The 12,346-nt window shown below is 70.3% G+C and carries 7 protein-coding genes and 1 pseudogene; 5 read left to right on the top strand and 3 right to left on the bottom strand.

Going from position 1 to position 12,346, the window contains the following annotated elements; all coding sequences use genetic code 11:
• Positions 1 to 605: 605 nt before the first annotated feature.
• A complete protein-coding gene (locus AB0O00_RS18410; protein WP_363652991.1) occupies positions 606 to 3,125 on the top strand; it encodes an ATP-dependent Clp protease ATP-binding subunit in 2,520 nt (839 codons plus the stop codon).
• A gap of 273 nt (positions 3,126 to 3,398) precedes the next feature.
• Complete coding sequence (locus tag AB0O00_RS18405) at positions 3,399 to 5,762, top strand: immune inhibitor A domain-containing protein (protein ID WP_363652989.1); 2,364 nt, start codon at positions 3,399 to 3,401, stop codon at positions 5,760 to 5,762.
• A gap of 98 nt (positions 5,763 to 5,860) precedes the next feature.
• On the opposite strand, the gene AB0O00_RS18400 is transcribed toward AB0O00_RS18405, so the two are convergent.
• Positions 5,861 to 7,030: a beta-eliminating lyase-related protein gene (locus tag AB0O00_RS18400; protein WP_363652987.1), complete on the bottom strand. Its 1,170-nt coding sequence runs from the start codon at positions 7,028 to 7,030 to the stop codon at positions 5,861 to 5,863.
• Between the two features lie 360 nt (positions 7,031 to 7,390).
• Between AB0O00_RS18400 and AB0O00_RS18395 the strand changes: the two genes are divergently transcribed.
• Positions 7,391 to 8,308: a M23 family metallopeptidase gene (locus AB0O00_RS18395; protein ID WP_363652985.1), complete on the top strand. Its 918-nt coding sequence runs from the start codon at positions 7,391 to 7,393 to the stop codon at positions 8,306 to 8,308.
• A 78-nt stretch (positions 8,309 to 8,386) separates the two neighbouring features.
• Here AB0O00_RS18395 and AB0O00_RS18390 read toward each other — a convergent pair whose 3' ends face one another.
• Complete coding sequence (locus tag AB0O00_RS18390) at positions 8,387 to 9,034, bottom strand: helix-turn-helix domain-containing protein (protein WP_363652983.1); 648 nt, start codon at positions 9,032 to 9,034, stop codon at positions 8,387 to 8,389.
• Positions 9,035 to 9,250: 216 nt separating this feature from the next.
• Here AB0O00_RS18390 and AB0O00_RS18385 point away from each other — a divergent pair, with 216 nt between their 5' ends.
• Positions 9,251 to 10,846 carry an MDR family MFS transporter gene (locus tag AB0O00_RS18385; RefSeq protein ID WP_363652981.1) on the top strand — a complete coding sequence of 532 codons (1,596 nt, stop codon included), beginning with the start codon at positions 9,251 to 9,253 and terminating at the stop codon, positions 10,844 to 10,846.
• Positions 10,847 to 10,952: 106 nt separating this feature from the next.
• On the opposite strand, the gene AB0O00_RS18380 is transcribed toward AB0O00_RS18385, so the two are convergent.
• Positions 10,953 to 11,900 carry an A/G-specific adenine glycosylase gene (locus AB0O00_RS18380; RefSeq protein ID WP_363652979.1) on the bottom strand — a complete coding sequence of 316 codons (948 nt, stop codon included), beginning with the start codon at positions 11,898 to 11,900 and terminating at the stop codon, positions 10,953 to 10,955.
• A 212-nt stretch (positions 11,901 to 12,112) separates the two neighbouring features.
• Between AB0O00_RS18380 and AB0O00_RS18375 the strand changes: the two are divergent.
• Positions 12,113 to 12,346 (top strand): annotated as a pseudogene (locus tag AB0O00_RS18375) (hypothetical protein); the annotation flags it as partial.

The raw sequence follows: 12,346 nt of genomic DNA, 5'->3' as shown, positions 1-12,346 counted from the left end.
CACCGGCGGGGGGCGGGGCGGATGCCCCGCCGCCCCCCGCGGCGTGCACCGGGCCGTCCACAGCGCCGCCCTCCGCCGGGCCGCAGTACGGCCACGGGCCGGGCTCGGGCGGCGGAACAATCACGAGCTGTGCAACGCTGTAGGGGCGAAGCGGTAACGCGGACACCACCGGGATGGCGTACCGGCCACGGTGGCCCGCGCTGAGCCACCGTCACCGCGAACCCGTCCCGGCCCGACTTCTCGCCAGGCGAACACCGCCACCGCGGAAACTGCGCGAGAACCGCCCCGATACCGGGTATGAATGCAGGTGGACGGGTTCTTCGACCCGTCCAGGGGCAGTATGCGTGACCGGTCGCAGACGGATCCGGCCCGCCCCGGCGGTTCTTGTTCGCCGATGGCGTAGCGGTATCCGGTGCATCCGGCCCGCCTGTGGGAACACCGATTCCCAGCATCAGGTTGGGATTGGTGTCGGCTGGTCGCGCAGCATCTCGCTCCCGTACCGGGGAGTGAATCCGTGGGCCGCGCCGCTGAGCGGGACTAGCATGCGGAAGGACAGGGCGGGGACCGACCCCGAACTGCCCGACCGCTCTGAGGAGCGATAAACGATGTTCGAGAGGTTCACCGACCGCGCGCGGCGGGTTGTCGTCCTGGCTCAGGAAGAAGCCCGGATGCTCAACCACAACTACATCGGCACCGAGCACATCCTCCTGGGTCTGATCCACGAGGGCGAGGGCGTCGCCGCTAAGGCCCTGGAGAGCCTCGGGATTTCTCTTGAGGCCGTACGCCAGCAGGTCGAGGAGATCATCGGCCAGGGCCAGCAGGCCCCGTCCGGCCACATTCCCTTCACCCCCCGGGCGAAGAAGGTCCTGGAGCTGTCGCTCCGGGAGGCCCTGCAGCTCGGCCACAACTACATCGGCACCGAGCACATCCTGCTCGGCCTGATCCGCGAGGGCGAGGGCGTCGCCGCCCAGGTCCTGGTGAAGCTGGGCGCCGACCTGAACCGGGTGCGCCAGCAGGTCATCCAGCTGCTCTCCGGCTACCAGGCCGGCGGCGGCAAGGAGTCGGCCACGGCCGGCGGGCCCGCCGAGGGCACCCCGTCGACCTCGCTGGTCCTGGACCAGTTCGGCCGCAACCTCACCCAGGCCGCCCGCGAGGCCAAGCTCGACCCGGTGATCGGGCGCGAGAAGGAGATCGAGCGGGTCATGCAGGTGCTGTCCCGCCGCACCAAGAACAACCCCGTCCTGATCGGTGAGCCCGGCGTCGGCAAGACCGCCGTGGTCGAGGGCCTGGCCCAGGCGATCGTCAAGGGCGAGGTCCCCGAGACGCTCAAGGACAAGCAGCTCTACACGCTGGACCTGGGCGCCCTGGTGGCCGGCTCGCGCTACCGCGGTGACTTCGAGGAGCGCCTGAAGAAGGTCCTCAAGGAGATCCGCACCCGCGGCGACATCATCCTGTTCATCGACGAGCTGCACACCCTGGTCGGCGCGGGCGCCGCCGAGGGCGCGATCGACGCCGCCAGCATCCTCAAGCCGATGCTGGCCCGCGGCGAGCTGCAGACCATCGGTGCCACCACCCTGGACGAGTACCGCAAGCACTTGGAGAAGGACGCCGCGCTGGAGCGCCGCTTCCAGCCGATCCAGGTCGCCGAGCCGTCGCTGCCGCACACCATCGAGATCCTCAAGGGCCTGCGCGACCGCTACGAGGCCCACCACCGGGTCTCCATCACGGACGCCGCCCTGGTCGCCGCCGCCACCCTGGCCGACCGGTACATCTCGGACCGCTTCCTGCCGGACAAGGCCATCGACCTGATCGACGAGGCCGGCTCCAGGATGCGCATCCGCCGGATGACCGCGCCGCCGGACCTGCGCGAGTTCGACGAGAAGATCGCCGACGTGCGCCGCGAGAAGGAGAGCGCGATCGACGCGCAGGACTTCGAGAAGGCCGCGTCCCTGCGCGACGACGAGAAGCAGCTCCTGCAGGCCAAGGCCAAGCGCGAGAAGGAGTGGAAGGCCGGCGACATGGACGTCGTCGCGGAGGTCAACGAGGAGCTCATCGCCGAGGTCCTGGCCACCGCCACCGGCATCCCGGTCTTCAAGCTGACCGAGGAGGAGACCTCGCGCCTCCTGCGCATGGAGGACGAGCTGCACAAGCGCGTCATCGGCCAGAAGGACGCCATCAAGGCGCTCTCCCAGGCCATCCGGCGCACCCGTGCGGGCCTCAAGGACCCGAAGCGCCCCGGCGGCTCGTTCATCTTCGCCGGCCCGTCCGGCGTCGGTAAGACCGAGCTGTCCAAGACGCTGGCGGAGTTCCTCTTCGGCGACGAGGACGCGCTGATCGCGCTCGACATGTCCGAGTTCTCGGAGAAGCACACCGTCTCCCGGCTCTTCGGCTCCCCGCCCGGCTACGTGGGCTACGAGGAGGGCGGCCAGCTGACCGAGAAGGTCCGCCGCAAGCCGTTCTCGGTCGTCCTCTTCGACGAGGTCGAGAAGGCCCACCCGGACATCTTCAACTCGCTGCTGCAGATCCTGGAGGACGGTCGCCTGACCGACTCCCAGGGCCGCGTGGTCGACTTCAAGAACACCGTCATCATCATGACGACCAACCTCGGCACCCGGGACATCTCCAAGGGCTTCAACCTGGGCTTCGCGGCCACGGGTGACACCCAGACCGGGTACGAGCGGATGAAGGCGAAGGTCGGCGAGGAGCTCAAGCAGCACTTCCGCCCCGAGTTCCTGAACCGCGTCGACGACATCGTGGTGTTCCACCAGCTGTCCGAGGACGACATCATCCAGATCGTCGACCTCATGATCGCCAAGGTGGACGAGCGGCTCAAGGACAAGGACATGGGCCTGGAGCTCAGCGTCGAGGCCAAGAAGCTGCTGGCCAAGCGCGGCTACGACCCGATCCTGGGTGCCCGTCCGCTGCGCCGCACCATCCAGCGCGAGATCGAGGACCACCTCTCCGAGAAGATCCTCTTCGGTGAGCTGCGGGCCGGCCACATCGTCGTCGTCGACGTCGAGGGCGAGGGCAAGGACGCCAAGTTCACCTTCCGGGGCGAGGAGAAGTCCGCCGTCGCGGACACTCCGGCCGCTGTTGCCTCGTCGGGTCCCGACCTGACGAAGTAGCAACATTTAACAGATAACAGCAAGCGGGCTGAGCCCCCGGCGTTCGCGCCGGGGGCTCAGCCCGTTTCTCATGCCTCTTGCACCTGCCCTGACCTGCCGTTTCTCACACAGCGTCAGCTGACGGAAAGTCGGCGAGCATAGCGTCGTCGCCATGTCAGGGTCAAGGTCTATCTTTTCCCTCCCCGCTTCGGTCAAAGTACGTCCACCTGTCTTTCATATTGGTTTACCGGGCTTTGGCCAAGAGTCGGCCCGGCCGGGGAGGACGTCACAACGTTGAAGACCACCAGGAGGACCGCTGCGGCCACCACGGCTGCGGCGGTCATCGTCACGCTCGGCGCGGGTCTGTTCCCGAGCAGCGCCGTCGCCGCCGGTTCGGCGCCCGTGCCGCAGGACCCGGCCGACGCCGTCCAGTCCGTCAACACCGAGCACAACATTCCGGGCCCGCTGACCGAGAAGATGGAGGCCGAGCAGAAGGCCGCCACCGAGCAGCTGCTCGCGGGCACCGCCCAGGTCGAGGAGCACAACGGCAGCACCAGCATCAAGCTGGGCAAGGACAAGTACGTCGAGCTCGCCCGCGAGCGCACGGACAAGATCTTCACCATCCTCGTCGACTTCGGCGACCAGGTGGACAACACCACCAAGATGCCCGATGGCAAGATCAAGTACGGCGGCGAGCCCGGCCCGAAGCACAACGAGATCGAGAAGCCGGACAGCGCCACCAACAACTCGACCGCCTGGCAGGCCGACTACAACCAGCAGCACTACCAGGACCTGTACTTCGCCAAGGACAAGCCCTCGCTGAAGACCTACTACGAGAAGCAGTCCTCGGGCCGCTACTCGGTCGACGGCGTGGTCTCGGACTGGGTGCGGGTGCCCTGGAACGAGGCCCGGTACGGCTCCGACTTCTGTGGCTCCAACGTCTGTGGCAGCGCCCAGGACCTGATCCGCGACGCCGTCGACATCTGGTACAAGGACCAGCTGGCGAAGGGTCAGACCAAGGACCAGATCAAGGCGACGCTGGCCGAGTACGACAAGTGGGACCGCTACGGCTCCCACAAGGACGGGAACTTCAACCAGCCCGACGGGTACATCGACCACTTCCAGATCGTGCACGCCGGCGAGGACAAGTCGGCCGGTGGCGGCAAGCAGGGCAGCAAGGCCCTGTGGGCGCACCGTTCGTACGTCTACGGCAACCTGGCCGGCTCGCAGGGCCCGGACGGCAACAAGCTCGGCGGCGTCCAGATCGGTGACTCCGGCTTCTGGATCGGCGACTACACGATGCAGCCGGAGAACGGCGGCCTCGGCGTCTTCGCCCACGAGTACGGCCACGACCTCGGTCTGCCGGACCTCTACGACACCGCCGGCGGCGGCAAGGGCATCGACAACTCGGTCGGCTTCTGGTCGATCATGTCCTCCGGCTCCTGGCTCGGCGAGGGCAAGAACAGCATCGGCGACATGCCGGACGACTTCGACGCCTGGAGCAAGCTCAAGCTCGGCTGGCTGAAGTTCGACAAGGCCAAAGCCGGCACCGAGTCGACGCACCACATAGGCCCGGCGGAGTACAACACCAAGCTCCCCCAGGCCCTGGTCGTCGACCTGCCGAAGAAGACCGTCACCACCGAGATCAACAAGCCCTTCTCGGGCACGTACGAGTGGTGGAGTGGCAGCGCCGACAACCTGAACGTCACGCTCACCCGTGACCTCGACCTGACGGGCAAGAAGTCCGCGACGCTCAAGACCAAGGCCTGGTACGAGCTGGAGCAGGACTTCGACTTCGCCTGGGCCGAGGTCTCCACCGACGGCGGCAAGAACTGGACCGCCCTCGACGGCACCTGGAACGGCAAGCCGCTGGCCAAGGACGCGGGCGGTCGTTCCGTCCTGACCGGCCTCACTGCCGCCTGGGGCGACCTGGAGTACCCGCTCGACGCGTACGCCGGCAAGGCCGTCAAGGTCCGCTTCCACAACACCACGGACCCGGGCCTGCACTACCGCGGCTTCGCGATCGACGACATCTCGGTGACCGCCGACGGCGCCACGGTCTTCAGCGACGACGTCGAGAACGGTGACAACGGCTGGGTGGCCGACGGCTTCACCCGCTTCACCGGCACGTACTCCAAGGACTACGCGCAGTACTACATCGCGGAGAACCGCCAGTACGTCTCGTTCGACCAGACCCTGAAGACCGGCCCGTACAACTTCGGCTGGAGCAACTCCAAGCCGAACTGGGTCGAGCACTACCCGTACCAGCCCGGTCTGCTGATCTGGCTCTGGGACGAGTCGCAGACCGACAACAACGTCAGCGCCCACCCGGGCCAGGGTCTGATCCTGCCGGTCGACTCGCACCCGGACCCGCTGAAGTGGTCCGACGGCACGCTGATGCGTCCGCGCGTGCAGGGCTTCGACTCGACCTTCGGGTCGCGCCGGGTGCCCGCGCTGACCCTGCACAAGAACGGCGTCGAGACGGTCATCCCGAAGGCCAAGGGTGTCGACGAGTTCTCGGACCTGAAGTCGTACTGGAACAAGGACAACCCGTACAGCAGCGTCCAGGTCCCGCAGACCGGTACCAGCATCGAGGTCGAGAACGAGTCCTCGAACTACCTGGAGACCTGGATCCGGGTCCGTCCGGTCGACAACTGATCGGTGACCTCGGCTAGTTGATCCAGCTGGTTGATCCAGTAGTTGATCCAGTCGGTCCGACCCGTCCCCGCACTGCGCGGGGGCGGGTCGGACGCTTTTCAGGCCTTGCGGGCGGGCAGGCGGTCGAGGAAGGCCGCGACCGCCTCCGCGATCCCGGCGGCCGTCCAGTCCAGCGCCTCGGCGGCCACCGTGACCTCGGTCATCGCGAGCCCCGGCGGGCCGGGTTCGCGCCAGCTGCCGAACAGGCCCACCTTGGTGTCCTCGGCCAGGCGCAGGCCGGCCTCCTCCAGCTCCACGGCCGGGTACGGCAGCCAGAGCTGGAACTGGTGGGTGTGCGGCGGCTCCGGGTGCACGCGGGCGCCGGGCACCGCCGCGACGGCCTCGGCCAGCGCGCCGGCGACCGTCCGGGCGTGGGCCACGTACCCTCCCAGGCGCGGGAGTTCGCCCTCCAGTCCGGCGAGCGCGGCCAGCGCCTGCGGCCACTGCTGGAACAACTGGCCGCCGTACCGGTGCCGCCACGCCTTCGCCGTCCGCACGAAGCGCTCCGGACCGGCCAGGGCGGCGCCGCTGATCCCGCCGAGCGTCTTGTAGAAGGAGACGTACACCGAGTCGGCCAGCGCGGTGACCTCCGGCAGCGAGCGGCCGAGGTGGAACACCGACTCCCACAGCCGCGCGCCGTCCAGGTGCAGCGCGGCGCCCTGCTCCTCCCGCACGACCTCGGCGACGGCCACCAGCTCCGCCCACTCGGGCAGCACGAAGCCGGCCTCGCGCAGCGGCAGTTCCAGGATCATCGCGGCGTACGGCTCGTCGAAGCAGCGCAGTTCCGCGACGGTGGGCAGGCGTGGGGCGCGGGTCGGCCAGACGCTCCGCAGGCCGGTCAGCACGCCGAGCGCGTGGCGCTCGTGCTGGTCGGTGTGGCCGAGCGGGTGGGTGGCCACGGCGGACAGCCCGGCCGCCTCGGCGTGGATCCGCATCGCGACCTGCTGGGCCATCGTGCCGGTCGGGAAGAAGGCCGCGTCCTCGGTGCCGAGCAGGTCCGCGACCCGGCGCTCCAACGCGCGGACCACGCCGTCGCCGTACTGGTCCGGACGGCCGTCGAGGTCGTGGACGCCCTCCGCCTCCCCGGCCAGGGCGGCGAGGCGTTCGCGCAGGCTCTGCGGCCGGTGGCCGGAGAGCAGCCGCTCGCAGCCGCGCTGGGCGGCGAAGCGGCGGTCCTGGAGGCTCGGGCGACGGGGGCCGCCGAGGTCGTCGCTGCTGTTGGCATACATGCGTCGATCGTCCCGCAGTGGAGCCTCCCGGTCAGCGGTGCGGACACGAGCGGCGGGCGGGAGCGTCGGCAAACCTCGCGGGCGCGTGGTGCTGGTCACAGGCTCCGGGCGCGGTACGACCGACGGTAGTAGGCGGCGCCGTGCGGCGTGGCGGCGGGCACAGGCCGTGGGCCGACGATCGGATCTCATGATCGTTACTCCGTCGGCTTGAATCTCCGGCGCGACGCTGACTACACGCCGTAGTACGTCACCGGGTTTGGGAGTCCGCTCGGCGACGGTTAAAGCTGAGTGGTCCCCCGCTCAGCACGCGCCCGTTCGGGCCCTTCGTGCTGCCCCCGTACGACCGTGATTGGGCTAGCGATGTCCTCTGTCCCGCCCGTGGGGCCGGCCCTGCGCCGGCTCGCCGCCCGCACGGCGGCCCAGGCGGCGGCCTGGCAGCCCCGGCTCGGCCACGCCGTCCGCACCCACGCCGCGCCGGTGCTCGCGCTCGCCGAGGCGCGGCACCCGCTGCCCGGCGCCCGCGTGTGGGCCGACCGCGAGCGGGCCGTCGTCGCCGCCGGGGGCACCGCGGTGCTCCTGGCCGGCGCGCTGCTCGTCGCCGCGCCCGGCAGCGCCTCGGCGCAGACGGTCAACCCGACCACGCCCGGCAGTTCGGCCTTCACCGCGCCGCAGGCCGCGGTGCCCGTCCCCGGCATGGTGCAGGTGGCCGAGCCGAGCCCGTACCGGCTCCCGGACGGCAGCGAATCGGCGCAGGCGGACGTGGCGATGGCCCCCAACCTGCTGCCGGTCGAGCCGCCCGCCGGGCAGGCCCCGGCGGCGGCGCCGGCCCCCGAGGCCGAGGAAGCCGCGCCCGCGCCCGCCGCGGCGCCCGACTGGTCCGCTCCCGTCCCGGGCGCGCCGACCAGCAACCCGTACGGCGTGCCCAACTCCGAGTACGCGGCCGGCTACCACACCGGGGTGGACTTCGCGATCGACCCGGGCACGCCGCTGCTCGCGGTCGGGAACGCGACCGTGGTGTCGGCCGGCTGGGACGGCTCCTACGGCAAGGAGATCGTGCTGCGGCTGGCGGACGGGCGCTTCGCGCAGTACGCGCACCTGTCCTCGGTGGAGGTCTCGCCCGGCCAGCAGGTCTCGGCGGCCGAGGAGATCGGGCGCTCCGGGAGCACCGGCAACTCGACCGGGCCGCACCTGCACTTCGAGATCCGCACCAGCAACCGCTACGGCGCGGTGATCAACCCGATCGCGTACCTGGCGGCGCACGGCGTCACCGCGTTCTGAGGCCCGGAACGGCCCGGGAACGGACGGGAACGGCCCGGGGCGGCTCGCGCGGCGGGCCGCCTCTCGTACCCGGAGCGGTCAGGCCTCGGCGGGGGCCGGGACCGGGCGGTCGATCAGGGCGCCGATCTCCAGCGCGACCTCCCGGGCGGCGGCCATCGCCTCCTCGACGGTCGCCTGCGGCGACTCGTGCCACATGTGGTCGACGTGGTCGGTGCCGGCCTCGTCCTGCTTGAGCAGGAACATCGCCGAGTTGATGGTGAAGAGCGACATCGCGGCGCGCAGGCGGTCCTGGAAGCTCGCGTCCGGCCCGTGCACGAGGCGGACCATCGCGATCATGCGCTCCTTGAACTCCAGGCCGGCCGGCGACTCGCGCAGCGCGGGCTGGTTCTCGTGGAAGAAGCGCAGCAGCGGCGCCCGCTCGGACATCCCGGCGGCGAAGCGGCGGATCAGCTCGTCGCGCAGCTCCGGGGTCCAGGGCTGCTGCCGGCCCCACTCGATGGTCTCGTCGATCGGCGCGGCCATCGACTCGACGATCCCGTGGACGATGTCGTCCTTGGTCTTGAAGTGGTAGTACAGCGCGGCCTTGGTGACCCCCAGGCGGTCCGCGATCTCGCGCAGCGAGGTCTGCTCGTACCCCTGCTCGGAGAAGAGCTCCAGGGAAACCGCGACGATGCGGGCCCGGGTGTCGCTGCGCGGGCTGTGCGTCGTACCCATGGCCTGCCTCATGACTGCGTCGGTGACTGCTGCGGACGCCGGCGGTGCCCGCCCCCCGGAACACATTGTCCCTGCCCGGGCGGCCGGGAAAGAAACTGGCTTGACGACCGGCTAGTGGACAACTTACCGTGCCGACGGCCCATAAACTAGCCGGGCGACAAGTAAGTAGCCGCTGTAGCCGCTCAGGCCCGACGATCGTCCACACCCAGTCCCGGGAGACACCACCCCATGTCACAGTCCAAGACCGCCGACCCGGTGCCGGAGGACAAGCAGACCGAGGAGGAACAGCCGCGGTCACCCCGCGAGATCCGCCTCGTGATGGTCGGCCTGGTCGTCACGATGCTCCTGGCCATGCTCGACAACCTGATCGTCGGCACCGCGATGCCCACGATCGTCGGTGACCTCGGCGGCGCCGAGCACCTGTCCTGGGTGGTCACCTCGTACACCCTGGCCACCGCCGCCTCGACCCCGATCTGGGGCAAGCTCGGCGACCTCTACGGCCGCAAGGGCACCTTCCTCACCTCGATCGTCATCTTCCTGGTGGGCTCGGCGCTGTCCGGCCTGTCGCAGAACATGAACGAGCTGATCGGCTTCCGCGCACTGCAGGGCCTGGGCGCCGGCGGCCTGATGGTCGGCGTCATGTCGATCATGGGCGCGCTCGTGCCGCCGCGCGACCGCGGCAAGTACCAGGGCATGTTCGCCGCGGTGATGGCGCTCGCCACCATCGGCGGCCCGCTGGTCGGCGGTTTCATCACCGACCACCTGAACTGGCACTGGACCTTCTACATCAACCTGCCGCTCGGCGTGATCGCGCTCGCCGTGGTCGTCGTCACCCTGAAGCTGCCGAAGATGCGCAACAGCGCCCGGATCGACTACCTGGGCGCGATCCTGCTCACCACCGGCATCACCTCGCTCGTGCTGATCACCACCTGGGGCGGCCAGCAGTACGCGTGGGGCTCGAAGCAGATCCTCGGCCTGGCCGCGCTGGCCGCCGCGTCGCTGATCGCCTTCTGCTACGTGGAGCAGCGGGTCGAGGAGCCGATGCTCCCGCTCGGCCTGTTCCGGAACCTGAACTTCACGCTGGTCTCGATCATCGGCTTCGTCGTCGGCTTCGTGATGTTCGGTGCGGTCGTCTTCCTGCCGCTCTACCAGCAGATCGTGCAGGGTGCCTCGGCGACCAACTCCGGCCTGCTGCTGATGCCGATGATGTTCGGCATGCTGGTCGTCTCGCTCGTCGTGGGCCAGGCCGTCACCAAGACCGGCAAGTACCGGATCTACCCGATCATCGGCACGATCGTGATGGCCGGCGGCATGGTCCTGCTGTCCACCATGGGCGCCGAGACCAGCAGGTTCACGTCCGCCTGCTGGATGGTCGTGCTGGGCGCCGGCATGGGCTTCCTGATGCAGATCACCATGCTGGTCGCGCAGAACAGCGCCGAGCTCAAGGACATGGGCGTGGCCAGCTCCACCGCCACCCTGTTCCGCACCATCGGCGGTTCCTTCGGTGTCGCGCTGTTCGGCGCCCTGTTCAACAACCGGGTCGCGGACACCATGAAGGAGCGGCTCGGCGAGCACGCTTCGGCCGGTGGGGCGAAGGCCGACCCGAGCCAGATGAGCCCGGCGGCGCTGAAGCAGCTGCCCGCCCCGGTCCAGGACGCCTACCACCACGCGGTGGCCAACGGCATGCACACCGTCTTCCTGTGGGGTGCGGCGGTGGCCGTGATCGCGATCGCCGCGGCGGTGTTCATGCGCGAGGTGCCGCTGCGCGGCGCCGGCAAGGACGAGAAGGCGGCCGAGACCTCGCTGGAGGCGGCGGCCGTCTGACGGCCCCTGCCGTACGCCGCCGATCGACGCGACGCCCCCGGAGGGTTCTCCGGGGGCGTCGTCGTGCGTCGGCCTGGCTAGGGGAAGGGTCTACTGCGGGAAGGTCCTACTGCGGGAGGCGGTAGACGCCCTGCTCGACGGGCTCGACCAGGCCGTCCGCCACGAGGCCGTCCAGGGCCCGGGCGCGCTGGACGGCGTCCGGCCAGACCGCGTCCAGGCGGGCCTGCTCGACCGAGCCGTGGGCGTCGCGCAGGACGGCGAGCAGCTTGCCGCGCACCTGCCGGTCCGTCCCCTCGTAGGACTGGCCGCGCCGGGCCGGGCCCTCGTACGGCGGGCGGCCGGCCCGCTGCCAGGCGCAGTGGGTGAACAGCGGGCAGTCGCCGCACTCGGGGCCGCGGGCGGTGCACACGAGCGCGCCCAGCTCCATCACGCCGACCGCCCAGGTGGCGGCGGTCTCGGCGTCGTCGGGCAGCAGCGCGGTCGCCGTCCGGCGCTCGGCCGCCGTGGTGGCCTGGGCCGGGTACTCGACGCCGCTCACCGCGCGGGCGAACACCCGGCGGACGTTGGTGTCCAGCACGACGTGGCGCTGGCGGAAGGCGAAGGACGCGACGGCGGCGGCCGTGTACTCCCCCACCCCGGGCAGCGAGAGCAGCGTGGCGTGGTCGTCCGGAACCTCGCCGCCGTGCTCCTCGGTGATCGCCACCGCCGCCGCGTGCAGCCGCAGCGCGCGCCGCGGGTAGCCGAGCCGGCCCCACATCCGGACGGCCTCGCCGGGGGCCTCGGCCGCGAGGTCGGCCGGGGTGGGCCAGCGCTCCATCCACGCCTCCCAGGCGGGCAGGACCCGCTTGACCGGGGTCTGCTGGAGCATGAACTCGCTCACCATGACGGCCCAGGGCGACGCGTCGGGGGTGCGCCAGGGGAGGTCGCGCTTGCCGGCCTCGTACCAGTCGAGGACGGTCGCGTGCAGCGCCGGCAGCGGGAGGGGCAGCAAGGGGGCGGGACCTGCGGGGGAAAGGGGCGCGGTAGTGATGGCGGCGGCGGTGATGGAAGTCATGGCCCTTCGATCCTCCCACGCCCGCCGGCCCGGCCGAAGTGGAGCAGTGGATTCCGTATCGCGGGGAATTTCCGGGCGGACACGCCGAAAGACCTCCCTCGAACGGATCAAATGGCGGATCATGTGAAGGAAGGGGCGACTGTGCGGTGTTGGTGAGTCAATCGCGACACACTGTCTCGTAGAGTTTGGGCGTGCCCTCTCTGCGTCAACCCGTGGGACCGTTGCCGGCCTCGATCTACTGGCGACGGCGCGTCGTCGTGCTCGCCGCCGTCGCCGCGGTCATCGCCCTCATCGCCTGGCTGATGTCCGATCAGGGCGGCGGCAGTGACGACGGATCACAGAGCAAGGCCGCGCAGGCCGCTCCGACCCAGTCCCAGACACCCGCTCAGGCCATCACGCCCGGCGCCTCGCCGAGCGGCCCAGCAGCGCGCCCCGGCGGCGGCAGC

The sequence above is a fragment of the Kitasatospora sp. NPDC093558 genome, from assembly GCF_040683475.1.
In the GTDB taxonomy this organism is placed as follows: domain Bacteria; phylum Actinomycetota; class Actinomycetes; order Streptomycetales; family Streptomycetaceae; genus Kitasatospora.
This window is presented reverse-complemented; position numbering and strand designations above follow the sequence as displayed.